The organism is Vibrio sp. MM46 (genome assembly GCF_027587135.1).
GTDB classification, from domain to species: domain Bacteria; phylum Pseudomonadota; class Gammaproteobacteria; order Enterobacterales; family Vibrionaceae; genus Vibrio; species Vibrio harveyi.
On sequence record NZ_JAPPTO010000013.1, the window covers coordinates 72,653 to 96,960 of the forward strand.

The following is a 24,308-nucleotide window of genomic DNA, read 5'->3' on the forward strand; positions in this document are numbered from 1 at the left end:
GGTATTTACATTTCAGCTATACATAAGAAAGGCATTAATTTCTTGTGCAAATGTTTTCAATTTCATAGATTTGCGAGTGGTTAATTATCGACCAAATAGCAGATATTGCAAGTATTGAGGCCGACTTATGATTTTAGACGTGCAAAGATTTCTTTATAATGACGCCCTTATTAATTAACTGGTTTTCCAGAAAAAATTTTACAAGTTAGCCTTGGATAAAATATGAACAACGATTTTGAGAAAGATTTCAATCTTGGAGGGAGTGTAGAGCGAGCTCTTTCTGGCAAGTATGAACTAAAAGCAGCAGCCGTTTTTAGCGAAGCTTGGCGCACAACCATCCAACAGTTTTTGTCCTTCTCGCCAGCGATTATTCTCCTCCTATTCGTTCAGCTGGGTATTTTCTATATTGCACTTCAACTTCAACTCGGAGATCCAAGTGTTATTTTGGATGCGCTTCAAAACCCTGAATCTTTTACCACAGATATCGTGTCCGCTATTTATGTCGCTAACTTCAGTTATGAAGTGATCAGTGCGCCGATTTATGCTGGTATTAGTTTAATGGCAATGAGCCACGTGGCGGGGTTGAAGACAAAGGTACGTCATGTTGGTAAAGGTCTTCAATTTACGGTTCCTGTGATTTTAGCAACACTATTTAGCCTGATGATGCAGGGTGTTGCTGGAATGATTTTCCCTTTGCTGTCGCTATACCTTTCTTTAGCATTTAGTCACTCTATCTTATTGATTTGTGAGAAAAGAGTACCACCAATGCAATCGCTTTTATTGTCTCTTCGTGCCATAAACAAAAAGCTTTTTGTTGTCGCAGGGCTTTACTTAAGCGTGATGTTGATGTTTATTGTTGCTGCAATGTTCTACGGAATTGGCTTGATCTTCGTGTTACCGTTCTTCTTCCATTTGAAGGGAATCCTGTACCGCGAAATGTTTGGTATCAAGTTGAAGATCGTAGCGACGCAACAAAACGATAACGATCACGATGGTAACTCTCAGGTGTTTGATGCCTAAATCTTTAAAATCTATGAGTTTACGAGTGGCGGCTATCACAATAGCCGCCACTTTTGTTTCTATTGGTCCTTATTTGCACTATGACCGTGAGTATCGCAAGGCGATTGATCCGCAAGTTGTGCATGGACCCGTTTCACACCCAGATTTGTCGCATCTTCCTTATATTGGTGACATTCCGGATTTTAACTCGATTAAGGACACGAAAGATAAGAAGACGGCATTCTTCGACTTTCTTCGTCCGAAAATCGCGCTAGAAAATAAGCGCATTGAAAAAGAACGTGTATTCCTAACGTCTTTGACGGTTGGAGAGATTAGTTCAGAGCAAACATCCTATGCCGAACGTTTGGCTGCACTATATTCTTATCCTTTGAAAGATGGAGCTGTCACACAAGCTTGGCTGGATGAAATGCTTAAGCGTGTCAATGTGTTGCCGGAGGCGCTGGTGTTAACTCAAGCTGCCAATGAATCTGCGTGGGGTACCTCTCGTTTTGCTAAACAAGCAAACAACTTGTTTGGTCAATGGTGTTATAAGAAGGGCTGCGGAATTGTCCCTGCAAAACGTGGCGCTGGTAAAACGCATGAAGTAGAGAAGTTCGATACTGTTCAAGAATCTGTACATGGATACTTTATGAATGTGAACCGTAACCGCGCGTACGCGGATTTACGAGACATTCGTGCGAATTTAGCAGGGAAACACAAGGATTTGTTATCTGTGGCGACAGCATCGGAGTTGACTCATGGCTTGCTTGCGTATTCTGAACGTGGCATTGCCTATGTTAATGACTTACGTGCGATGATTCGCCACAATAACGCTTACTGGACACAATAAAAGAAATAACGGATCGGATGAAGAAGTTAAGCTTAAGTTTACTAGGCAGTGCGGTACTGGTCTTAGCATCGCCTGCAACTCACGCGCAAGAATACATGTTTACGTATTCCAAGCTCTACACACAATTGAAGAACAATGCGAAAGAAGGGCACGATGACGTTAAAGTCGGTGTGTTTTTTGTGGATGCAGATACCAAGCAACTGTGTGAGATAGAAAAAGCATGGATGGAAAAAGAAGAGCATTACGAAGAGTTTGTGATTCCAGCTTCTAAAGAGCTTCCAATTCCGATCGATAAGAACTTAAAGTCTGCGAACCCGCTTGTCTTCGTCCAAACACCAAAAGATACTCGATGTGATTATTCTTTAGTTGTAATGACCAAAGAACCATTACAGGGTATCGTATCTTACGAACAACTCACGCCTTTGATGCCTCAAATGCAAGCATTACTTGAAGATCTAGGCGGTATGTTTGCTGGTTGGTTTACACCTCAAGTACAAGGTGTGACGATGGAGTTTGCTGATGCTCTTAATGATACGATTACCTTCTCTAATGGGACAGAGAAAGCAATCGTGGATGGAAAAGTTCAAGTTGCACTGAGCGAAATTGGTGAAGGTGGGCACATGACACTCCCTCAACCAACAACCCGTGTATTACCTTATCTTCCCAACGCGAAAAAATAAGCGTTAAGAAAAGCAAGAAGGGTCGCAACTGCGGCTCTTTTTTATTTCCAACGTACTCTCACCATTTTTTCACACTATTTATTGACGACTCCATCACACAAACATTTAATCCTGCGCAAAAAGCTCGTATAATCCACGCCCCAAAGAAACCCATGTTAGGAAGCCCTGGTCGATTTATCGGCGATGTGAGAGCCCGCAATGAACCAAGTAGATACAAGAAAAGAAACCCTAGAATTCAACAAGCTTCAGAAACGCCTAAGAAGAAATGTTGGAAATGCCATTACTGATTACAACATGATCGAAGAAGGCGATGTTGTAATGGCATGTATTAGTGGTGGTAAAGATTCATTTGCGATGCTTGATATCCTGCTGAATCTACAAAAGGCAGCACCAATCAAGTTTGAAGTGGTCGCAGTTAACCTTGACCAGAAACAGCCAGGTTTCCCTGAGCACATTCTCCCAGATTACTTTGAAACGCTGAACATTCCTTACTACATCGTAGACAAGGACACTTACTCAGTCGTTAAAGAGAAAGTGCCAGAAGGCAAAACGACGTGTGGTCTATGCTCACGCCTTCGTCGTGGTACGCTTTACTCGTTCGCAGAGAAGATCGGAGCGACTAAATTGGCACTTGGTCACCACATGGATGACATTGTAGAAACAATGTTCCTGAACATGTTCCATGGTTCTCGCCTTAAAGCGATGCCGCCAAAACTTCGTTCAGACGATGGTCGCAACGTTGTGATTCGTCCTCTTACTTACTGTCGTGAGAAAGACCTGATCAAATACGCAGAACACAAAGAGTTCCCAATCATTCCTTGTAACCTCTGTGGCTCTCAAGAGAACCTTCAGCGCCAATCGATTAAAGCAATGTTGATCGATTGGGACAAGAAAACGCCTGGTCGCGTAGAAGCGATCTTCAAGTCAATCCAGAACGTAAGCCCAAGCCAGCTTGCTGACCGCGAACTGTTTGACTTTGAAAACCTTCCACTAGATCGTGAAGGTAACCGTGAAGAATACGAATTCAGCGAAGCGACTGTGTCTTCGACGAACATTGACGAGTCAATGTTTATCGATGTCACCAACATTTGATTCTAGGAGGCTAAGTTAGCCTCCTTTTTATTACGTGTATAACGCAATGATAGACATAAAAAATCCCCCAGTTATTGGGGGATTTTTATTTCTGGATAACGTTACAACTTATTAAGTCGCCGTATTTGGATCAAGTGGACTGATATAACCGTTTGGTTTCAATGCCAGTACGTCACAATTGATCTTATCAATCACATGCTCAGCCGTGTTACCAATAAACACTGCAGAAAGCCCTGTGCGTCCGGTTGTACCAAGAATAACCATTGCCGCATTTAGCTTTTCAGCCGTTGCAGGGATGATGTCTTCTGGTAAGCCTTGCTCAACGATAGTTTGCTCTTCATCCAGTCCGTGTTTTTGGCGAAGCGCTTTCATTGCTGTTAAGTGATGACCACGCACTGCGTCGGTATACGTCGTTGGGTCAAACTCAGGCAATTCGATCGTGATATTCGCCGGTGTAACCGGATAAGCATTAACAAGATACGGGTCTGCATCAAGACGATTAGTGATTTCTTTTAGACGCTCGACCATCGAATCGTTCAAGTCAATGTGCGTAGGGTTTTCAGAACCAACATGGACAGAAGCAAGAATCTTCGCATGCTCTGGCCAATCAGCATTTTTAATCAAAAGTACAGGGATAGGGCACTTACGCAACAAATGCCAATCTGTAGGAGTGAAAATGACGGATTCTAGAACATCGTGTTTACGCGTTCCTTTAATAACGATGTCGTGACCGCCAGCAAAGACTTCAGCAATGATCGCTTCATAAGGGCGATTATGCCAAACAACACAAACATCAAAGTCGAAGCTATCGTCTAAATACGGTTGGGCTATCTTACGCATCCATTGTTCACGTTGGTGGATAACACCGCGACGCATAGCATCTCTTTCATCGACCGACAGCATTGAGGTCATGTCATACGAAAAATCGTAGATTGACAGAAAGAAAGTGATTCGGCTTCTGGATACACTTTTTCGAGCGAGTTGAACTGCTCTTGCAAGTGCTGGCTGCTCATCATTATTGATGTCAGCAACAACAAGGATCTTACTGTATATACTCATATCTAAGCCCACTTATTATTGTAAAACCAAATACTGAATATAAGGTAAATCAGTATATTGGAGTACACAAGGTACATTTTTACTGTAGCTCAGTTTGGGGAAGAATTTGAGGACTTTCGAAGGGATTTTGGAAGAAATATGATGTAGCTCATTTTCGAGCTACATCAATTGATAGGGCAAATTAGTCTTTGCTGACGCCAGCAAGTTCCATCAATGCATCGTGATCTAAGATGGTGATGTACTTACCTTTTACGCTCAGAATTTCAGATTTTTGGAAGCGACCAAGTAGGCGGCTGATGGTTTCAACTGTTAGACCGAGGTAGTTACCAATATCACCACGAGTCATGGTTAGACGGAACTCTCGAGGGCTAAAACCACGTTGCGAGAAACGTGTTGATAGGTTGTAAAGGAAAGCCGCAAGACGTTCTTCAGCATTCTTTTTAGAAAGCAGAAGGATCATTTCTTGGTCACCTTTAATTTCGCTACTCATTAGACGCATGATCTGCTGACGAAGCTTAGGCATTTTGCCTGATAGGTCATCAAGGATTTCGTAAGGAATCTCACAAACCATTGAAGTTTCAAGTGCTTGAGCAAAACTTGGGTGTAGATCGCCCGTGATTGCGTCAAAACCTACAAGGTCACCTGCTAAGTGAAACGCAGTAATTTGCTCATCGCCTTGTTCTGTAATGGTGTAGCTCTTGATTGTGCCAGAGCGGATAGCGTACAGAGATTTTAGCTCATCACCTGCTTTAAAAAGCTCTTGGCCTTTTTGGATTGGCTTTTTACGCTCGATGATTTGATCCAACTGATCCAGTTCAGACTCGTTTAGAGTGAACGGAATACACAGTTGGCTAATGCTACAATCTTGGCAATGAATCGCGCAACCACCTGATTGGATACGCTTTGTTGCAGGTTTTTCAGAAATCATAACAACCTTTCACTATTTGATATACATCAATATTTTATCACCGCTTACTTCTAAAGGGTAGCAAAAAAATGATGGAAAACGACTTTGATGCTATATGAAACCAAGCATTCGCATCGCGCCGGCGGCAGTATACATGCCATAGCTTATTAGGATTAATGCAGAGATGTTTCTAAATATTAACGATTTTTGCAACTTCTGAAAATGGCTCGCACCATATCCGATGGCAAGCATTGATGGAAGAGTTCCGAGACCAAACGACAGCATGATTAATCCGCCGTTTAAAGCGTCTCCTGAAACTGCAGACCAGGTTAACGCCGAGTATACTAGTCCACACGGTAACCAGCCCCAAATAAAGCCAAATGGAAAGGCATACATTGGGTGCTTCAGTGGCAACAAGCGTTTTCCTGCTGGAGAGATGAACTTCCAGATATGTTGACCAGCTTTCTCAATAACAAGCAGTCCTTGCCACCATTTTGCGATATATAGGGCGACTAAGATCATGAAAAGCGCGGCGACAAATCGAAGCCAAGCGAGAGACTGGGTTAAACCGCTCAACTCTGAAAGACCTGATATAGCACCACCAACAATTGCGCCAATTAACGCGTAGCTTGCGAGTCTGCCAACGTTATAGAAAAGGGGAATAGAGGAAGAAGGTTTATTGTTCGGTGCGCCCATGGAGAGTAGTGAGGCGATACCGCCACACATTCCCATGCAATGACCAGCCCCAACGAGACCGATCATAAATGCACCAATAAAGTCTGGGCTCATAAAATAACGCTATTGTTTTTTATTATTTGGTTTTTCGTCTTCATCAAGAAGAATGTTGTGACCTTGTCGCTCTAGATCTTCAAACTGGTCGCTACGAACAGCCCAAAGAAAAATAGCAACGGCGACACAGACCAACACAATGGCGATAGGGATTAATATGTAAAGACTTTCCATGTTTGATCTCTCACTTACTTCTCTTTAAGCAGTCGCAACGAGTTGGATACAACGATAATAGAACTCGCTGACATACCGACTACGGCGACGTAGGGGGCGACTAAGCCTGCAACAGCAAGCGGCAAAATTAGCAGGTTGTAGCCCAAAGACCAAGCCAAGTTTTCTCGAATTATCTTTCTTGTACGTATTGCAAGCAACCTTGCTTCTAATAGCTTTTCTAAATTATCGCCTAGAAGCGTCATATCTGCAGAAGCTTTAGCGACGTCCGTACCACCACCCATTGCTACAGAAAGGTGCGCACCAGCCAGCGTAGGCGCATCATTAATGCCATCGCCAACCATCATGGTGATATCGTCTTGATCTAGTCCTTTAAGATACGCGAGTTTGTCTTCTGGTTTTGCCGATGCGATCACATGGTCGATACCCATTTCATCTGCAACAGGCTGGGCATTTTGTAATGAATCGCCTGTCAATAAGGTAGTTGTAATACCAGCGTCAGCAAAGCGTTGGATGAATGCTTTACTCTCTTTACGAATGGGATCTCGGTAGTAAAAGGTCGCCACATGTTCTTCGTTTACAGAAAGATACACAGCATTGCTTTCATCTCGGTTTTCACCAACAACAAAATTAGCACTGCCAATTTTTACTGTCTTGTTGTTCCAAACACCTTGAATACCAGAACCAATGACGTTTTGAACCTCATCGACGTAGATATCTTCATGACCAAAACCAGAAAATGCTCGTGCGATAGGGTGATTTGCATGCGCCTCAAGTGCCGCAGCAAGAGCTAATGCCACTGACTTATCTAACTCAGCTAAAGTTTTGGTTTCACTAATCTCGATATCGCCTTTAGTCAAGGTGCCGGTCTTATCCACGACAAGATGATTAATCTTACACAGCGTTTCGAAAACATGCCCTTTACGTAACAAGATACCAAAGTTACCCATACGAGAAGTTGCACACGTTAACGCGGTTGGTGTCGCTAGAGATAGGGCGCATGGACAAGTAGCAACCAGAACAGAGAGCATAATCCAGAATGCATCATCGGGTTTAGTTTGGTGCCAGTAGAACCAAGTTCCTGCAGAAATGATTAAAATTGCGCCAACAAAATAGCGCGCTACTACGTCGGCAATTTCTGCGATTTTTGGTTTGGAATGTTGGGCTTCATCTTGAAGACGAACGATATTAGAAATCATTGAATCTGCTTTAGAATTCGTCACTTCAAGTTCGAACGATTCGTCTCCATTTAATGTTCCCGCGTAAACTGCATCTCCTGCTTTCTTAACCACGTGAACAGATTCGCCGGTCAGCATCGATTCATCGATATGGATACGACCAGAAATCACTTTACCGTCGGCAGGAATATGTTCGCCAGGAAGAACGCGAATGCGATCGCCAACCTTTAGGGTTTTCACCGGAATTTGTTCACCGTCTAGTGTTGTCGCTATTGCAGGGATTAACTTAAGAAGGTTGCCGCTAGCCGCAGCTGCTTTGCGACGAGCGCGCATTTCTAAGAATCGACCGACCAACAAGAAGAAGGTAAACATCGAGATAGATTCAAAGAACACTTCGCCTTGCTCAGTCACTGTTGCGACTAAGCTCGCCACATAAGCAAAAATCAGCGCAATGGAAACAGGAACATCCATACCAAGGGTTCGACCTTTGATACTTCGCCATGCATTGAGGTAAAAGGGAAGCGCTGAATAGAGCAGTACAGGTGTTGCGAAGATTAAGCTTACCCATCGAAAGTAGTTTTTAAACTCTGGCTCCAAATCGCCAAAAACTTCCAAATACAATGCTACTGCAAGCATCATTACTTGCATGGTTGCAAGACCTGCGATACCTAAACGATAAAGGTACTGTTTCATCGTATGGTGGTAGGCAGCTTCTTGCTTGTCTGCCTCAAAAGGTGCTGCTTTGTAACCAAGCTTGTGAATCACTGATAGTAACTCGCTCAGACGTACTTGTGTCTTATCCCATGCAAGTAAAGCTCGGTTAGTGGTGGTATTTACACGAATAGAAACCAATCCTTTAACGCCGGAAACTTGCTTTTCGATCAGCCACGCACAAGCAGCGCAGGACACGCCTTCTAAAGAAAGGGTTACTTCAGAAGTGTTCTCGTGGTTACGAACGAACTCTGACTGAACGTCCTCATTGTCATAATGGATGAGAGCTTGGAGTTGCTCGGGGACTAGATCCGCCTTTTCTGCTGGCGCAGTTCGATATTGGTAATAGGAGACAAGACCACTATCAACAATGGTTTGCGCCACCGTTTCACAACCCGGGCAACACATGTCGCGAATTTCACCTAATATTTCTACTTTGAAATCCGTGTTGGCTGGTACATCTTCACCACAGTGATAACAGGATTTACACATAGGCTTACTTCATTAATGTTGTTGGTTGTGCTGGGAATTCGACGCGACCTTGAATCATCCATTCTTTGTTATGCGGTTCAAGCTCAACGAACCAAGGACCTTGAATTGAGTTTTCTGGCGTTAAACGATAGTTACCTTTCGCATCAGCAGTAAGTAGCTTAGTGAAATCACGGTCTGGCAATGTACGGTGTGTGAATGTCGCTGTTAGTGCAGGGAAGTGCGGTAATTCACCTTTATTGAAAGAGATAACCACTGTGTTGTTATCAGACGAAACAGTAGCGTTAAGACCAAGGTCACGAGCGACATTCATTTTACTGATATCGATATTGATGCCTTTGCCTTTTTTATAGTAATCCTCGGCGACCAAAGAAACTGAGTTATTGGCGAATACGACCACTGTAACGATTGTCCATACCACAACAGTTAGAGGCAGGATGATCAGGAACCACGGCCAAAATTGTTTATACCAAGGCTTTACCATAAAAAAGTTCTCAACAGCTAAATGAAAAAATGTAAGGCTTTAAATTTAAAGGAAAGACAGCCCCTATGAAAGGGGCTGTTATTGAAATGTTACTTATTGTCAGAGTTGCTTAAACTCCAGACGTATGCCGCGACAAGTTGAACTTTGTCTTCGCCTAGGATGTCCTTCCAAGCAGGCATTACACCAGAGCGACCGTTCATAACTGTTTCTGTTACTGCAGCGCGTGAATCGCCGAATAACCAATCTTGGTCAGTTAGGTCTGGTGCACCTACAGCAGGGTTGCCTTTACCATCGGTGCCGTGACAAGCTGCACATACAACGAAACGAGCTTTGCCGGCTTCCGCTTCACGTGCGTTCACTTTACGACCAGAAAGGCTTAATGTGTAGCTTACGACTTCTTGAACACCTTGTTCACCAAGTGCATCTTTCCACGCTGGCATCTGACCGATACGACCTTGCATGATAGTTGTAACGATAGCCGCTGGCTCACCGCCGTATAGCCATGCGTCGTCAGTTAGGTTAGGGAAACCTTTTTGACCACGAGCATCAGAGCCATGACATTGCGAACAGTTCTGTAGGAACAAACGTTGACCAACTTTAATTGCTTCAGGATCTTGCGCAATCTCAGGGATAGGGCGTAGACCATCTGCGTTGTGAGCAAGTGCGCGGAATGCTTCACCGAAGTATGCATCAGCATCATCTAGCTCTTTAGCGTATTGGTTAAGTTGCTTGTTTTCTTGTGCTCGTGCGATGGCTTCTTTCGACTCTTCCAACGTACGTACAGTTTGATCTGAACTCTGCCAGTTTAGAACACCTTTGAAGCTACCTAGACCTGGAAATAGGGTCAGGTATACAGCAGCAAACACAAACGTGCTCACAAACAAGTATGTCCACCATTTTGGTAGAGGGTTATTAAGCTCGCGAATACCATCGTACTCGTGGCCCATGTCTTCCCCTTCCTCGACGCCCATTTTGTCTTTAGCGCACCAAGTCAGGAGGATCGCACAGCCTACTAGCGTACCGACAGTAATCACGATAATCCAGAGACTCCAGAATGTAGTCATTACTTCTTCACTCCTTGGTTATTTGGGGTCGTTTGTTCTTCGTCAGCAAACACCAAGTTAGCATCTTCCTCAAAGCGTGCTTTACGCTTCTTACCAAATGCCCACCATACGATGCCAATAAAACTAGCGAAGAGCACAACGGTATAAATACTATGAATTGTACCGAAATCCATATGATCCCCTTACTTCATTGCATGACCAAGAGACTGAAGGTAAGCGATGATTGCATCCATCTCTGTTTTACCTTCTACTTCTTTAGCCGCATTCGCGATTTCTTCATCCTTATAAGGGACACCGAACTGGTCACGGAAGATTTCTAGTTTCTTCTGTGTCAGCTTGCCGTCTAGTACGTTCTCTTCAAGCCAAGGGAAGCCTGGCATGTTTGATTCTGGTACTAGCTCTCGCGGGTCAATAAGGTGAACACGATGCCATTCGTCAGAGTAACGTCCACCTACGCGTGCCAAATCTGGACCTGTACGCTTAGAACCCCATAGGAATGGGTGTTCCCAAACGCTCTCACCAGCGACAGAGTAGTGACCGTAGCGCTCTGTTTCAGAACGGAAAGGACGAATCATCTGGCTGTGACACACGTTACAACCTTCACGGATGTATATGTCACGACCTTCCATTTCCAGAGGAGTGTAAGCTCGTAGATTTTCTACAGGCTCCGTCGTTTGCTTCTGGAAAATCAGAGGAGTGATTTCAACAAGCGCACCCCAACTGATTGCAAAGACGATGAAAATAGCCAACAAACCGACATTGCGTTCTAGGATTTCGTGGCGATTATTCGAATTATTACTCATTCTTTAATCTCCTTATGCCGGTTGAGGGATAGCTTTTAAGCTTTCTTTAGGCGCAGTTACCGTCTTGTACGTGTTGTATGCCATTAAGAACATACCTGATAGGAAGATGAAACCACCTAAGAAACGTACGAAGTAGAACGGGTAAGATGCTTCTACAGATTCTACAAAGCTGTAAGTCAGTGTGCCGTCAGAGTTAACTGCACGCCACATTAGACCTTGCATTACACCTGAGATCCACATCGCTACGATGTAAAGAACAGTACCGATAGTCGCCAACCAGAAGTGAACATTGATTAGGCTTACAGAGTACATACGCTCTTGACCGAATAGACGAGGGACAAGGTGATATACAGAACCAATTGAAACCATTGCAACCCAACCTAGTGCACCAGAGTGAACGTGACCAATGGTCCAGTCTGTGTAGTGCGATAGCGCGTTTACTGTCTTAATAGACATCATTGGACCTTCGAAAGTAGACATACCGTAGAAAGACAATGAAACGATTAGGAAACGTAGGATAGGGTCGTAGCGAAGCTTATGCCATGCGCCAGACAGCGTCATGATACCGTTGATCATACCACCCCAAGATGGAGCAAATAGAACCAAAGACATCACCATACCAAGAGACTGAGTCCAGTCAGGTAATGCTGTGTAATGCAGATGGTGAGGACCAGCCCAGATGTATAGGGAAATCAGTGCCCAAAAGTGAACGATAGATAAACGGTAAGAGTAAACAGGACGTTCAGCTTGTTTAGGGACAAAGTAGTACATCATACCTAGGAAACCAGCGGTCAGTAGGAAACCTACCGCGTTGTGCCCATACCACCATTGAACCATTGCATCCACTGCACCAGAATAAATCGAGTACGATTTACCAAGTGACACAGGGATAGCCATGCTGTTCACGATGTGAAGTACTGCTACTGTTAGGATAAAGGCACCGAAGAACCAGTTAGCCACGTAGATGTGAGAGGTATTACGCTTGACCAATGTTCCAAAGAACACGACTGCGTAAGATACCCATACTATCGCGATTGCGATATCAATAGGCCATTCTAACTCAGCATATTCCTTACCAGAGGTTAAACCTAAAGGTAGGGTGATTGCTGCGGCTAGGATAATTGCTTGCCAACCCCAAAAGGTGAAGGCAACGAGTGGGCCACCAAAAAGACGTGTTTGACAGGTGCGCTGAACAACATAATAAGATGTTGCGAACAGAGCACTGGTACCAAACGCAAAAATTACCGCATTAGTATGCAATGGACGTAAACGACTGTACGTCAACCACGGCGTATCAAAGTTTAGCTGTGGCCAAACTAACTGAGCGGCAATCAAAACACCAACAGCCATACCAACTATGCCCCATAAAATGGTCACAAGGGTAAATTGGCGAACGACTGTATAGTTGTAGTTTTGTTCAAGCTGCTTTACTTGGCTCATTTGCATGCTTCCAATTTCTAATTAACTACACTTTACTTCCAACACGACTTGCGTCGTAACACCACCCAAGTAAACTCTAGAATTCAAGTGTTATCATCACTTTATTTCCATTGCTGACTTTAATAAAAAGTGGCATTTTCAGCGTGACACTATACTTGAATTAACATTTCAATGACAGAGTAGTAACCTTACAAGACCTCTGGAAATCATTTTTTATTTAAAAAGTTTGAAGTTTGTAACAAGGATATTAGGAATTATGGCCGCACAAAAGTTAACAAAGGCGAGACTTGCACAAATCTTAATCATGCTCAGTCTTTTAATCGGTGCCTTTTTCTGGCGCACCTTTACTTATGAGACGAGCAAAGAGGTGGACTGTTCACAAAAACAACGATGTGATGTAACAATTGGTGTATCAAAAATCACTATAAATAAGACTTCGAAAGGCTTTTCAATCGAAAGCCCAGAAAATCGCAGTATAAAAATTGATCTAAATCAATCTGGTGAATTTATTAATCTCAACGATAAATATCGAGACATCAATTGGAATAGTATTTCGGAAACAAAAGCGATTAATATCAAATTAAATGAAAATATTGTCCAAGTTCATTTATAAATCTGATCTGACGCGAGATAATTGCATCTTGTTTATGCAATTAATGCTTTCTTGCCTAGCAGTAAAAATTTGCAGTGGTATAACAGTAAAGTGATAACCAATAATAAAACCGTATGCAGTGCCAATCATTATTTACTCATATCACCGACGAATATTTAGCGATAGAAGAATTTCGCTCTGAACTCAGTGAGGAGAATCTCTCACATATCATTTGCTACTACACTGAAGAGTACGACTTCAGAGCAATTCAGTACGCATTCTCCGACCTGTTCCCTGACATTCCATTCCATGGTGCTAGCTCATGCCAAGCTATCATGACTAACCATGGTTACCATCAAGGTCCTACCATTGCGATACTCGCGATCTATGACTCAGGTTTACATTCTTACGGGACAGGAATTTCAACTTATAGTACGGATATTGAATCCAGCGTAGACCAAGCGCTGAATATGGCTTTATTTCATGCAGATAGAGTAGGTGAGGTTCCTAACTTAATTCTCTTACATGCGACACCTGGGAATGAAGAATCTGTCATAGAATGCATTGACAGTCGGTTCGGAACATTAGTCCCAATCATTGGTGGTTCTGCTGCTGACAATAACATTGAAGGCAATTGGTCAATTATTACCTCTCAAGGGTACGAACAAAATGGCGTGAGCTTAACGTTGTTTTACTCCTCACAGCCGGTCGATATCGCATTCAGCGCAGGACACTCGCCAACAGGGATAACTGGTATTGCGACGAAAACGAAAGGTCGCATCTTACTTGAGATAGATAATCAACCTGCTCTCGATGTATATCGAGCGTGGACAAATCATCAAGAAACACAAACTGATAGAGAAAGCTTCCTGTTCACTAACTCAAGTGCATATCCGTTAGGGCGCATCGCGGGTCAATTGTATGAGAGGCCTTATTACAAACTCTCACACCCGATAAGAGAAACTGAACAAGGTGGCATTGAGCTTTTCACCGATATTGAAGAAGGCGAAATGCTAACGTTGATGCAAGGTAGTCGCCAGCATCTTGTCGCAAGAGCGGCGAGAGTTGTGAACGCTGCATTCAATCAAAAGTTAGAGGAATCTCGAAAAATAGGGGTGATCAATATCTTTTGTGCTGGTCCTATGTTGCACTTAAAACAGGACATCAACAGTGTTTGTGAACAAATTAATCAGGAATTAGAGAACCTGCCTTTTATTTGCCCGTTTACTTTTGGTGAGCAAGGAAGATTTATAGGTGGTGAGAATGGACATGGAAACCTGATGATATCATCAGCGATATTCCATAAACCTTATGAAAGATAAATATTTAGAGATATACCAGCAGGAAGCGTTACAAGAGGCACTTGTCGAACTCAAAGAGGCAAGGCAACGTGAGAAGTTATTGGCTGATGAAAACAAAGCCATTCTGTCAGCAATCTCTGCAATGAGTGAAGCTCGAAACCGTCACGAGATTTTCTCCGGTCTAAACAGTGTTCTAAAGAAGTACATTGATTTTGATGACTTCATCGTCATTACCCGCGACTGTAATAGACAAAACTTCAAGACGTTATTATCAACAAATAGTGTTTTTGATAGAGCAGATTGGTTACCGGGTAACGCGTCGGAAAGGGCGCTTAATGGCGAATGTATTTTGTTGTTCGAGCCGATGCGATTAAAGGAGTTTGAGAGTTTAAACTCCTTTATTAAAAGCCACGTGAATTCAATGCTACTTACGGGCATTCGATCTGAAGTAACCCAGACTATTATCATCCTTGTGGGAGCTCAAAAAGGTCACTTCAGTATTGAAAACAAAGAAACGTTAAGGCGTTTTAGACCCTTAATTGAAAGGGCTGTTATCGATATTGAAACCAAAGAGAAGTTACAACGTATCGTTGAGGTGAGGACGTCTCAATTAGCACGGGCTAGAGAAGAAGCAGAAAGAGCTAACCAATCGAAGTCTGAGTTTTTGGCCATGATGAGTCATGAAATTCGAACGCCTTTGAACTCAGTTCTTGGGATGTTAGACATCTTGAGACAATCAACTTTAACCGATGCCCAGTCAGACGTATTGAACCAAATGGAATGCTCTGCAGATTTGCTATTGGCGATTATCAGCGACATTTTGGATTTATCAAAGATAGAGTCAGGAAGCTTTCATTTAAATGAACAGTGGACAGACTTAAGTGACGCGGTAACACTAATTGTTTCTCAACAAAAACAAGTGGCTACAAGCAAAAGTTTGAGCTTTGACCTACACTGCAATCTAGATAGAAATAAACAGTACTGGATTGATTCTACTCGTATATCACAGGTGCTTTTTAACTTGATTGGAAACGCGATTAAGTTTACAGACTTTGGAGATGTGCATGTTTCTGTGCTAGAAAGCAATGGTGAAATCATCATATCTGTCACAGATACTGGGATAGGAATCCCTCAAGCTAAAATTGGTCATTTGTTTACAGCTTTTCATCAAGGCGACAGCTCAATTACTCGTCGATTCGGTGGTACCGGGCTTGGACTTGCCATCACCAAACACCTTGTTGAGATGATGCGAGGTTCAATTTCTGTAAAAAGTGAAGAGAGAGTCGGCTCTCATTTTACAGTCAAAATCCCGGTTCTTACCAGGACTAATCAAGAAAGACCGGTAAAGATAGAATCAAATCAGCCATCAAAGTCGACCAACATTTTAGTCGTGGAAGATACTGAATCTAACCAGTTAGTGATAAAGCTTATTCTGAATAAACTCGGGCACAATGTATTTATTGCCAGCCACGGCGCGGAAGCCTTAACGTTTTTGGAGCAACAAACACAAGACATCGATATCATTTTAATGGATGTGTCGATGCCCGTTATGGATGGCATTACAGCGACAAGACTTATCAGAAAGAAAGGAATCAAAACACCAATCATTGCATTGACTGCACACGCGCTTGAGAGTGATAAAGCGACATGCATGAAAGCTGGCATGGACGGATTTGTATCAAAGCCAGTTCGCAGACAGGATATCTACGAAGCGATCCATTCATTAGTGGAGATCGCGTAGCGAATTAATATAGATCTTAACAATCGTAAGATTAGTAAGATCTATATTAAGTATTTTATGGTAAATCGCGGTTATGTTTAATGACAATCATAAAAAGCCTCATATTTTAAAATCTGAGAGGGATAGGAGCCCAAACGAAGAAATAATTGGCGTACGTTGATACTTCATTTAACAAATCTATTATCTGGACCTTGCATACCGTTTAAGATAAAGGGAAAAGTCAATAAATAACAATGAGCTATGCTATCATCCATATCAATTCTTCCGTCATTTGTACATGTACAGGTCGTTTTTGATAGTAAAGTGTACTCTTTGTGCACATGTTGTACATGTACATCATGTAATAACTTTATAACCGTTCGTCTGTAAGAGTTACTGGTGATGTTAGGCAAATGTTCTTTTTCAATTCAAGGTTCAATCAGATCACACGACACCTGTTACCGAGAGTCGTTCCTCTGAGGACCCAGCGTGAAGCTTTCACTAAGGCACCTATTGGCACCTCGCAACTTATAAAGCAATGAGAGCAGGCTCATGCCAAGAGTTACAGCATTCTTGGTATTGAGGATCAAAAGGCGTTGTGGCACTCCTGATTTTCACATGTCTCTCTATTGGCACCTTGGCTATTTGAAACAGATTGAACTGACAATCCATATTCATGATCTTCTGTCAACCGTGAAATTGCCATTGACCTTGACGGTTGATGAAGTATTTAAGGGCGATCCAAGTTCTGGATTTTGTTGGATGACGCCTTTTAGCCCAATGCCACAACGTATGGAATAACTTGTGACCTACATATCCGAATATCTGTTTGGCCACACAGTGTCAATAGTAATTCGACCAGCCCCTGAGTTTCGGATTCATCAACTTGATTAACTTGATTAAATTGTTAACAGGGATGGTTGCGTGCTTTTTGATGAGTTCGCGCAAGTTGCTCAAGAACAGTAGTGTGTTGGATTTTCTCGGTTTAATGAGCAATTTCCCTTTGTATTTCCTACGATTAAAACCTAAGAAATCAAAACCACGGCTGATATGTAATGTGCGTTTTCTCTCCGAAGAGTATTAAGCCTCTTTCTGCTAAGAAATCAGTAATCAACGGTTTGATATCGTTCTCCAGCACTTAACGGTGGTCTTTGTCTCTTTGAGATTCGAGAAGTTATCTGAAAGTGGGACTATAAAGTATCTACTCTAAGTCGTTATTGTCCAGAGCCTTCATACTTGGCACTTTGTGACTCAGAAGTACCCAATTTCAATTCAACGCTGCTTTTCCTAACATTTTTACGATATCATCTTTGCCTAATTTATTGTAATGCGACAAACTTAATACACCCCTAGATTTAGTATGAGCATGCATACAGTGCGAGTAAAAATAGAGCAAAATGAAGATGGTGAACACTACTTCTTAATACCTGATGAGTTACAGAAAGATTTATCTTGGAATGAAGGTGATCCAATAGAGTGGATTGATAATGGTGATGGAAGTTGTTCTTTCAAGAAGCTTAGTCAGTTGGAATCACTAAAACTCAAAGCATTTGACGACCCAGATGTTAAAGCTGAGTATGACCGATTAAAAGGTGACTCTGAGTTTGATCTTTAGCTAGTTAAGTCAAACTACCAAACAACAAGCTTCCCAAATGTACAATAGCCCGTTCCACGACTCACCTTAATGTACTTCTTCTCCTTTCTTTGTTGTAAATCCATCGCGCAGGGTGCGTGATGGATTTACTTTTGCCCCATTATTTGGTGGACCTTTACTCATTCATATCCTGTTCATGGGCTTTTGCCCTATTAAAAGTTATCCATTCTTCTCATGTTGTTGGCTCTTAATCCCCGAGATGTAATACGGGGTGAAAGTCTCTAATAGATTTCCTAGTAATGTTGTATCGAAAAGACAAAATGTTTTTTAAGACAGAAATATTCAACTTGTGTAGTATGACTCCGTATACAACATGACACACGGCGGGCTCGTTTTGAAAATTAACTATTTTGCTATCAATAACTTTCGTGGGATCTCTGGAGGACTAGATCAAAACAAGATTGTCTTTGAAGATACAAACACACTGTTCATTTATGGACAAAACAACGTTGGAAAATCAACCTTCTTGAAGGCTTATCAGTACTTTTATAAAGACGAGAAGCCGGTTAAAGAGGATTTCTATAAAAGCGATGTCAAAAACCATCTTGAGTTTGAAATTGAAGTGCGTTTGTTACCGATTGATAAAACTCGTATCGAAGCTGCGGCTCCGAAGCAACGAGAATCTTATAAAAAGTACCTCAACGATGACCGTATGAGGATTAAAAAAACTTGGAATCAGGTTGGTAAAACAGCGAAGCCGATAAACCAAACATATAACTATGAAACCGAACAATTTGAAGATATTGGCTACGCGAGTATTGGTCTTCACCAAGTATTTCAATCTTGTCTCCCTCAACCAGTTTTTATTAAGGCAATGCCTACTGAAGGTGAAGCAAAAGAGATACTGAATTCTATCTTGAAAAGTATGGCAGAAAATACTCTTATGGCGGATGACTTGGCAGCTCTAGAAGAGGCAAAAACAAAAATTCAGGAGTTGCAAACAAAAATGTATAATCCTGAATTAATTGAATCCTATCAAACGTCAGTTAATTCTTACTTTTCACAGATCTTTGGCGATACTGTACTTAGAATCACGGAGTCAAAAGATCGCTTGGCATGGACTGAAAACAAGCTAGGTAAAGAATTTAATGTTGAATTTGCTAAGCTAGATAATCTGGGTTCTATCGACTCGTCAATTCCTGCAACTTCTGACAAGGTTGGGCATGGGACGATTAGAACGGCGATATTCACGTTACTATTAATGAAGGATGTAGCAGAAAAGTTTGAACGTGAAGAAGGTAGAAAGGACTATATGGTTCTGTTCGAAGAGCCAGAATTGTTCTTATACCCCCGCATAATAAAAGAACTAAGAGAGCTAATTTATAAAGTTAGTGAAGATGACTTACCTTATCAAGTCTTATGTGCATCTCATTCTCCCTCGATGATTGATATATCAAAGCCGAAGTCTTCTATTATCCGCTTAGTAAAAGATCAGTCAGGAACAAATATCTATCAAATCAATGACCACTTTTTGAAGTCGGCAAAAAACATCACTACGGACGAGCAACTAAAGCAGGAAATGAACGAAATGCTTCGATTTAACCCTCATGTCTGCGAAGCGTTTTACTCTGATGAAGTTTTGCTGATTGAAGGACCAACGGAAGAAGTTCTTGCGCGCGCATATTTACAAGAGTTCCCCACATCAAAAGATTTTTTCATTTTAAACTGTGGAACCGTAAATAACATTCCGTTTTATCAAAAAATCTTATCTAAATTTAAGATTAAGTATCACGCTATCTTTGATACAGATGGAAGAGCAATTTCTTCTACTGACACTGACGGAAACCCTCGTTTCGATACTCACATTCAAGGTTCGATAAGTAAGCAATTTATTGAAGATAAAACTACGTACTCTGTAGGGTTACTCCGTGTACATGATACAACATTTGAACCAGCACATCAGTCGTCACTTTTACCTCAAGAATTAAGGTTTAGTGAGACTAGCACCAGTGCAGGTAAACCCTACAATGCAAATCTTTATTGGAAGAACACATTGTATCCAAACTTGGATCACCCTGATTTTTTCAAAGTGCCTTTTATCTCCTATCTTAAGTCAATGCTTGAACACTAATCTTTTAGGGCTCTAACGAGCCCTTTTGACTATTGTTTGAACTTAGATATGGCTCGCGCGTATTTTAACAATTTTGTCGTCGTTTTGATTTCAAGCTCAGATTGTATTTCTAGCAACGCGATCCCTGCTAATACTTGTTGAGGGCTAACCAACTGTCCTGTTGGTAGTTCAAGTTTGTTGAGATGTATTTTGAATTGATTCCAGTCCTCGCGAATAGATAACTGCCTTCCTGTGGCTAACCGCATTAGACGCCTGCACTCTTTAGGAATATCTTTGCCCCGGTCCATTCTTTGACTGTTCTGACACTTTTAAAACAAAGTTCAGCAGTTTGTTCAATAGATAATCCACATTCAAATTCACGAAAAAAGTAGTTTTTGGCCATTTTGTGATACTTCAGAGCTATACTGATTTCTGGTGTATGGAAGAGAAAGGAAGTTGCGGTGTAATCTGTTGATGCCGTTCTCCCCAGAACGATTAACAGATAAGTACACCGCATGACTGATAAGACTGTTGTTTCATTAAATGCGCCACAAGACCCACTTACTGAACTGATGCGTCAAGGGGCTAGAGATTTTATTGCACAAGCTGTTGAAGCTCAGCTTCAACAGCTACTAGCCCAACATCATCGTCTCTACAAGCGTTTTGACTGGGGGTTATACAAATGCGAAATTTTGTTAATTAACTCATGTTAATAGAATTGATAAGTGTTATCATTACGATTCTTTTTATAAATATTTATCATAGAGAAGGCTTAGTTACAGAAATAAAGCCTCCTAGCAGTGTTGTCTACCCATGAAATTAATCCTATCGTTATTGAAAGGCAGTCAGCGTCAGTTTCTTTTCGCAATCTTACTTAGTGGTTTGAGTGCGGTGGCTGGTGTTTCCGTTATTGCTTTTATCAATGAAGCTATCAGTCAATTGAGTCGCGGTGGCGAGTTTCCAGTCTCAATTTTTTTCGTCCTGATTCTGTTTTTGTTTGGGTTGAGTTTTTTATCTCAATCTATGATCACTGCTTTAGGGCATAAAGTTGTATATGAACTTAGGTTAAGTATTAGTCGTCGACTCATGAATACTTCAGTTGAACGAGTTGAACAACTTGGACAGCCTAAAATACTTGCTACTCTTACCAAGGATATTACTGCAATTAGTCAAGCGTTTAACAGCTTGCCATTCGTGGTGTTTGGTATCTCGGTTATTGTCTTTACATATAGTTATCTGTTTTGGTTATCGATTCCATTTTTTGCCGCGACCATTGCAATGACCATCGTATCTGTTTTCTTGGGGCGCAAGCTAATGTTGGTATCCCGCGAATACAAAAGAAAAGTTCGAGAAAATGATGACACTTTGTATGGTACGTACCAGGCAATGTTGAGTGGAAGAAATGAGCTTAAGTTAAGTTATGAACGACGTTCGTCTTTTTATCGAGATCAGTTGGAGCCCACAGCTGAGCATTCCAGAGTGCTAGACACGAAAGCGGATCGCATGAACGTATTGAATGGAAGTTGGGTCAATACTTCGGTTTTGCTCGTTATTGCAGTTGTTGTTTTGATGCACGTTAAGTTCGCAATTGGAACCTCAGAGCAAGTAACTGGCTATGCGCTCGCGATTTTATTCTTACGCTCACCTTTAGCTGGTTTTGTTGGGTCTTTACCGGCTCTAATTCAAGGTGCAGTCGCTTACGCCAAAGTTCGCTCTTTAGCGCTTTCTGAAGAACGCGAAAATAATATACAACTAGACCCACAGCTTAAAAACTGGCAGCAATTGACTTTAAAAGGTGTTGAATATGATTATTCAACAGAAAACGGAGAGCCTGGTTTTTCCGTTGGACCGATCAACTTAACAATTAAACAAGGGGAGCTTATTTTTTGGGTCGGTGGAAATGGTTGTGGTAAGTCTACATGCGCCAAACTGATCACAGGTCTGTACCAACCGCATAGAGGATCTATTGAGTTTTCGGGACGACGTATCGAGCAGCATAATATCGATTGGTATCGAAACCATTTTTCAGTGGTCTTTGCTGATTTCTATTTGTTTAAAAATCTAATTAATGAGGAAGGTAAACGACCTGATAGGAAGCTCGTCGAGAGCTACCTCACCAAATTGGCGTTGCGTGACAAAGTTTCGGTTGAAGAAAGTCAACTTAGCACCACACAACTTTCACAAGGGCAGCGGAAACGCTTGGCGTTACTTCTAGCATATCTAGAGGGGCGAAGCTTGATTATTCTTGATGAATGGGCAGCTGACCAAGATCCGACGTTTAGGCGTGTATTTTACACAGAGCTTTTACCAGAGTTACAAGCTCATGGCAAAACGGTAATTGCAATTACGCACGATGATCATTACTTCCATTTAGCAGATAAAGTGTATCGAGTTGATGCTGGGAACATATCGATCGTAGAAAAAGAACATCGTCAACAACCTCAAATGAAAGTGACTTACTAATGATTAGACCAAATTATTCTTACAGGACGACTATTTTTAGTCTGGCGTTGTCGTTGTTAATGGTGCAACCGGCAGTGGCGAGTGACACAACACACGCCATTAGCCTGTATGATGAACCTAAATATCCGCCGGGTTTTGAGCATTTTGAATATGCTAACCCAGATGCACCTAAGCAAGGTGAACTTGCTATGGTGGAGATTGGTAGCTTCGACTCATTACATCAGTTCATTGATCTTGGCAAAAAGCCGCGAGGACTGTTCTGGATCTATGATCGCTTGACTGTACGCGGTCATGATAAAGATGAAGCTAAGGTACGTTACGGATGGTTAGCTGAAAAAATGGTTATTGAAGATGACTATTCATCTGTGACTTACCACATGCGAAAAGAAGCTAAGTTTAGTGATGGGCACCCTGTTGATGCTGAAGATGTTGCTTACTCAATCAATCTTTATCAGAAGCATGGGCTAAGTAATATCAAATCACGATTTAAAGCGCTTAAATCAGTTTCAGTTATCGACTCTCATACAGTTAAGCTTGATTTTGGTGAAGAAGGTAGCAAGCTCCAGATTTTGAATTCAGGCAACCTTCCAGTCTTACCAAAACATATATGGGAAAATCATGACTTCACAAAGCCTTCCTTAAATGTACCTGTTGGTTCAGGCCCTTATAAAGTAGCTTCAGTAGAGCCGGGACGTAACATTACTTACGAATTGAGAGAAGATTATTGGGGTAAAGACATTGCCGTCAATAAAGGTAAGTACAATTTTAAGAAAATTAAGGTCGAGTACTACCGTGATAGGACTGCCGCAGTGCAAGCTCTTAAATCTGACCAAGTAAACTACATTGCTGAAACCGATATTTTACGTTGGAACAAGTTATATCAAGGTTCAGAATTCGATGCTGGTAGCGTGGTCAAGGATAAGATCAATTATGAGGCGCCTTCCTTTGTTACCGCAATGGCATTTAATCTTCGTTTGGATAAGTTTAAAGATATTAGAACACGAGAAGCTTTAGTTTATGCGTTTGATTTTGAATGGTTAAACGCGAAGGCTTTTGATCATCAATATATTAGGGCTAAGAGTCTATTTAATAATAGTTTTTTAGCATCTTACGGAATGCCGAATAAAGATGAACTCGAGATCTTAGAGCAGTTCGCTGACTCTGTACCAAAGTCTGTAATTAGTGATTCATTTTCATTGCCCACATCTGATGGCTCAGGACGGAATCGTCAGAATCTAAGGAAGGCTCAGCTACTACTGAAGGAAGCTGGTTGGGTTATGCAAGATGGTAGACTGATTAATGGTCAGTCAGGTGAAGCAATGACTATCCAATTTTTATTGCCTTCTCCTTCTCTGAAGCCCGCTATAGGTGGTTACATTCAAAGCCTAAAGAGACTAGGAATAGAGTCTAATGTTATAGTGAAAACGGGCACTGAGTACTTCAAACTGTTATTGCAAAGGCAATTCGATATGACGCCGATTCAATATAAGGTTCGAATTCCGCCGAATACAGAATTGCGCTCATCACTCAAGTCTGAGTTTGCTGATGTATCAGCAAGTTACAATGTTACGGGTATCAGTAACCCTGTGGTGGATGAACTTGTTGAAGGGCTTGTTCATGCCAACTCGTATGCTGAAACTCAAGCATATGGTCGTGCTCTCGATAGAGTGTTGAAGTGGAACTATTACTATTTACCACTGTGGGCCCGCAATTTTCAATTAGTTGCCTATCAGAGTTATATCCAGAAGCCAGCGCAAGCTCCTAAGTATGGCTATGAAGTCGAATTTTGGTGGGATAGTCGTAAAGAATAAC

General features: G+C 41.8%; 21 protein-coding genes and 3 pseudogenes. 12 read left to right on the forward strand and 12 right to left on the reverse strand.

The window, feature by feature from the left end; all coding sequences use genetic code 11:
- Positions 1-222: 222 nt before the first annotated feature.
- From OH459_RS15845 to ttcA, 4 genes are all read left to right on the forward strand, one after another.
- Positions 223-1,020, forward strand: coding sequence for a hypothetical protein (locus OH459_RS15845; RefSeq protein ID WP_005445789.1), 798 nt, complete (start codon positions 223-225; stop codon positions 1,018-1,020).
- Positions 1,013-1,849, forward strand: coding sequence for a glucosaminidase domain-containing protein (locus OH459_RS15850; RefSeq protein ID WP_017190160.1), 837 nt, complete (start codon positions 1,013-1,015; stop codon positions 1,847-1,849). Before OH459_RS15845 ends, OH459_RS15850 begins: the two co-directional genes overlap by 8 nt.
- 17 nt (positions 1,850-1,866) lie before the next feature.
- Positions 1,867-2,529 carry a DUF2987 domain-containing protein gene (locus OH459_RS15855; protein ID WP_269987653.1) on the forward strand — a complete coding sequence of 221 codons (663 nt, stop codon included), beginning with the start codon at positions 1,867-1,869 and terminating at the stop codon, positions 2,527-2,529.
- Positions 2,530-2,727: 198 nt separating this feature from the next.
- Positions 2,728-3,621, forward strand: coding sequence for a tRNA 2-thiocytidine(32) synthetase TtcA (gene ttcA, locus OH459_RS15860; protein ID WP_269987654.1), 894 nt, complete (start codon positions 2,728-2,730; stop codon positions 3,619-3,621).
- 111 nt (positions 3,622-3,732) lie between these two features.
- On the opposite strand, the gene uspE is transcribed toward ttcA, so the two are convergent.
- The 10 genes from uspE to ccoN form a co-directional block, all read right to left on the reverse strand.
- Positions 3,733-4,680: a universal stress protein UspE gene (gene uspE / locus OH459_RS15865; protein ID WP_005445783.1), complete on the reverse strand. Its 948-nt coding sequence runs from the start codon at positions 4,678-4,680 to the stop codon at positions 3,733-3,735.
- A gap of 181 nt (positions 4,681-4,861) precedes the next feature.
- A complete protein-coding gene (locus tag OH459_RS15870; RefSeq protein ID WP_005445781.1) occupies positions 4,862-5,608 on the reverse strand; it encodes an FNR family transcription factor in 747 nt (248 codons plus the stop codon).
- Positions 5,609-5,698: 90 nt separating this feature from the next.
- Positions 5,699-6,376 carry a sulfite exporter TauE/SafE family protein gene (locus OH459_RS15875; protein WP_005445779.1) on the reverse strand — a complete coding sequence of 226 codons (678 nt, stop codon included), beginning with the start codon at positions 6,374-6,376 and terminating at the stop codon, positions 5,699-5,701.
- Between the two features lie 9 nt (positions 6,377-6,385).
- Complete coding sequence (ccoS, locus tag OH459_RS15880) at positions 6,386-6,550, reverse strand: cbb3-type cytochrome oxidase assembly protein CcoS (protein ID WP_005429857.1); 165 nt, start codon at positions 6,548-6,550, stop codon at positions 6,386-6,388.
- Between the two features lie 14 nt (positions 6,551-6,564).
- Complete coding sequence (locus OH459_RS15885) at positions 6,565-8,928, reverse strand: heavy metal translocating P-type ATPase (protein ID WP_005445777.1); 2,364 nt, start codon at positions 8,926-8,928, stop codon at positions 6,565-6,567.
- A 4-nt stretch (positions 8,929-8,932) separates the two neighbouring features.
- A complete protein-coding gene (locus tag OH459_RS15890) occupies positions 8,933-9,409 on the reverse strand; it encodes a FixH family protein (protein ID WP_005445775.1) in 477 nt (158 codons plus the stop codon).
- A gap of 89 nt (positions 9,410-9,498) precedes the next feature.
- Positions 9,499-10,473 (reverse strand): cytochrome-c oxidase, cbb3-type subunit III, encoded by a 975-nt coding sequence (gene ccoP / locus OH459_RS15895; protein WP_005429865.1) that lies wholly within the window; start codon positions 10,471-10,473, stop codon positions 9,499-9,501.
- On the reverse strand, positions 10,473-10,646 hold the full coding sequence (locus OH459_RS15900) for a cbb3-type cytochrome oxidase subunit 3 (protein ID WP_005429887.1): 174 nt from the start codon (positions 10,644-10,646) through the stop codon (positions 10,473-10,475). Before OH459_RS15900 ends, ccoP begins: the two co-directional genes overlap by 1 nt.
- A 9-nt stretch (positions 10,647-10,655) precedes the next feature.
- The gene (ccoO, locus tag OH459_RS15905) at positions 10,656-11,276 is read right to left on the reverse strand and encodes a cytochrome-c oxidase, cbb3-type subunit II (protein WP_009697800.1); all 621 of its coding nucleotides are present in this window, start codon (positions 11,274-11,276) and stop codon (positions 10,656-10,658) included.
- Between the two features lie 12 nt (positions 11,277-11,288).
- A complete protein-coding gene (gene ccoN, locus OH459_RS15910) occupies positions 11,289-12,716 on the reverse strand; it encodes a cytochrome-c oxidase, cbb3-type subunit I (protein ID WP_005445771.1) in 1,428 nt (475 codons plus the stop codon).
- A gap of 256 nt (positions 12,717-12,972) precedes the next feature.
- Between ccoN and OH459_RS15915 the strand changes: the two genes are divergently transcribed.
- The 3 genes from OH459_RS15915 to OH459_RS15925 all read left to right on the forward strand — a co-directional run bounded on the left by OH459_RS15915 (position 12,973) and on the right by OH459_RS15925 (position 16,350).
- On the forward strand, positions 12,973-13,329 hold the full coding sequence (locus OH459_RS15915; RefSeq protein WP_005445770.1) for a hypothetical protein: 357 nt from the start codon (positions 12,973-12,975) through the stop codon (positions 13,327-13,329).
- 113 nt (positions 13,330-13,442) lie between these two features.
- Positions 13,443-14,630, forward strand: a complete 1,188-nt coding sequence (locus OH459_RS15920; RefSeq protein WP_005445769.1) for an FIST signal transduction protein — start codon at positions 13,443-13,445, stop codon at positions 14,628-14,630.
- The gene (locus tag OH459_RS15925; protein ID WP_188015144.1) at positions 14,620-16,350 is read left to right on the forward strand and encodes a response regulator; all 1,731 of its coding nucleotides are present in this window, start codon (positions 14,620-14,622) and stop codon (positions 16,348-16,350) included. The genes OH459_RS15920 and OH459_RS15925 overlap by 11 nt, the downstream gene beginning before the upstream one ends.
- A 507-nt stretch (positions 16,351-16,857) precedes the next feature.
- On the opposite strand, the pseudogene OH459_RS15930 reads toward OH459_RS15925, so the two are convergent.
- A pseudogene (locus tag OH459_RS15930) lies at positions 16,858-17,467 on the reverse strand (group II intron maturase-specific domain-containing protein); the annotation flags it as partial.
- 222 nt (positions 17,468-17,689) lie between these two features.
- Here OH459_RS15930 and OH459_RS15935 point away from each other — a divergent pair.
- The gene (locus OH459_RS15935) at positions 17,690-17,944 is read left to right on the forward strand and encodes a hypothetical protein (protein WP_269987655.1); all 255 of its coding nucleotides are present in this window, start codon (positions 17,690-17,692) and stop codon (positions 17,942-17,944) included.
- A gap of 373 nt (positions 17,945-18,317) precedes the next feature.
- Complete coding sequence (locus OH459_RS15940) at positions 18,318-20,054, forward strand: ATP-dependent nuclease (RefSeq protein ID WP_269987656.1); 1,737 nt, start codon at positions 18,318-18,320, stop codon at positions 20,052-20,054.
- A 29-nt stretch (positions 20,055-20,083) separates the two neighbouring features.
- Here the strand turns inward: OH459_RS15940 and OH459_RS15945 are convergent.
- Positions 20,084-20,451, reverse strand: a pseudogene (locus OH459_RS15945) (regulator).
- A 97-nt stretch (positions 20,452-20,548) separates the two neighbouring features.
- Between OH459_RS15945 and OH459_RS15950 the strand changes: the two are divergent.
- From OH459_RS15950 to OH459_RS15960, 3 genes and pseudogenes are all read left to right on the forward strand, one after another.
- A pseudogene (locus OH459_RS15950) lies at positions 20,549-20,686 on the forward strand (IS256 family transposase); the annotation flags it as partial.
- A 160-nt stretch (positions 20,687-20,846) separates the two neighbouring features.
- A complete protein-coding gene (locus tag OH459_RS15955; protein ID WP_269987657.1) occupies positions 20,847-22,496 on the forward strand; it encodes a cyclic peptide export ABC transporter in 1,650 nt (549 codons plus the stop codon).
- The gene (locus OH459_RS15960) at positions 22,496-24,307 is read left to right on the forward strand and encodes an extracellular solute-binding protein (protein WP_269987658.1); all 1,812 of its coding nucleotides are present in this window, start codon (positions 22,496-22,498) and stop codon (positions 24,305-24,307) included. The genes OH459_RS15955 and OH459_RS15960 overlap by 1 nt, the downstream gene beginning before the upstream one ends.
- Position 24,308 lies beyond the last annotated feature (1 nt).

What these genes read in the sequence shown, in the direction of transcription:
- OH459_RS15845 (WP_005445789.1), top strand. Translation starts at nt 223, where the DNA reads ATGAACAACGATTTTGAGAAAGATTTCAATCTTGGAGGGAGTGTAGAG.
- OH459_RS15850 (WP_017190160.1), top strand. Translation starts at nt 1,013, where the DNA reads ATGCCTAAATCTTTAAAATCTATGAGTTTACGAGTGGCGGCTATCACA.
- OH459_RS15855 (WP_269987653.1), top strand. Translation starts at nt 1,867, where the DNA reads ATGAAGAAGTTAAGCTTAAGTTTACTAGGCAGTGCGGTACTGGTCTTA.
- ttcA (WP_269987654.1), top strand. Translation starts at nt 2,728, where the DNA reads ATGAACCAAGTAGATACAAGAAAAGAAACCCTAGAATTCAACAAGCTT.
- uspE (WP_005445783.1), bottom strand. Translation starts at nt 4,680, where the DNA reads ATGAGTATATACAGTAAGATCCTTGTTGTTGCTGACATCAATAATGAT.
- OH459_RS15870 (WP_005445781.1), bottom strand. Translation starts at nt 5,608, where the DNA reads ATGATTTCTGAAAAACCTGCAACAAAGCGTATCCAATCAGGTGGTTGC.
- OH459_RS15875 (WP_005445779.1), bottom strand. Translation starts at nt 6,376, where the DNA reads ATGAGCCCAGACTTTATTGGTGCATTTATGATCGGTCTCGTTGGGGCT.
- ccoS (WP_005429857.1), bottom strand. Translation starts at nt 6,550, where the DNA reads ATGGAAAGTCTTTACATATTAATCCCTATCGCCATTGTGTTGGTCTGT.
- OH459_RS15885 (WP_005445777.1), bottom strand. Translation starts at nt 8,928, where the DNA reads ATGTGTAAATCCTGTTATCACTGTGGTGAAGATGTACCAGCCAACACG.
- OH459_RS15890 (WP_005445775.1), bottom strand. Translation starts at nt 9,409, where the DNA reads ATGGTAAAGCCTTGGTATAAACAATTTTGGCCGTGGTTCCTGATCATC.
- ccoP (WP_005429865.1), bottom strand. Translation starts at nt 10,473, where the DNA reads ATGACTACATTCTGGAGTCTCTGGATTATCGTGATTACTGTCGGTACG.
- OH459_RS15900 (WP_005429887.1), bottom strand. Translation starts at nt 10,646, where the DNA reads ATGGATTTCGGTACAATTCATAGTATTTATACCGTTGTGCTCTTCGCT.
- ccoO (WP_009697800.1), bottom strand. Translation starts at nt 11,276, where the DNA reads ATGAGTAATAATTCGAATAATCGCCACGAAATCCTAGAACGCAATGTC.
- ccoN (WP_005445771.1), bottom strand. Translation starts at nt 12,716, where the DNA reads ATGAGCCAAGTAAAGCAGCTTGAACAAAACTACAACTATACAGTCGTT.
- OH459_RS15915 (WP_005445770.1), top strand. Translation starts at nt 12,973, where the DNA reads ATGGCCGCACAAAAGTTAACAAAGGCGAGACTTGCACAAATCTTAATC.
- OH459_RS15920 (WP_005445769.1), top strand. Translation starts at nt 13,443, where the DNA reads ATGCAGTGCCAATCATTATTTACTCATATCACCGACGAATATTTAGCG.
- OH459_RS15925 (WP_188015144.1), top strand. Translation starts at nt 14,620, where the DNA reads ATGAAAGATAAATATTTAGAGATATACCAGCAGGAAGCGTTACAAGAG.
- OH459_RS15935 (WP_269987655.1), top strand. Translation starts at nt 17,690, where the DNA reads ATGAGCATGCATACAGTGCGAGTAAAAATAGAGCAAAATGAAGATGGT.
- OH459_RS15955 (WP_269987657.1), top strand. Translation starts at nt 20,847, where the DNA reads ATGAAATTAATCCTATCGTTATTGAAAGGCAGTCAGCGTCAGTTTCTT.
- OH459_RS15960 (WP_269987658.1), top strand. Translation starts at nt 22,496, where the DNA reads ATGATTAGACCAAATTATTCTTACAGGACGACTATTTTTAGTCTGGCG.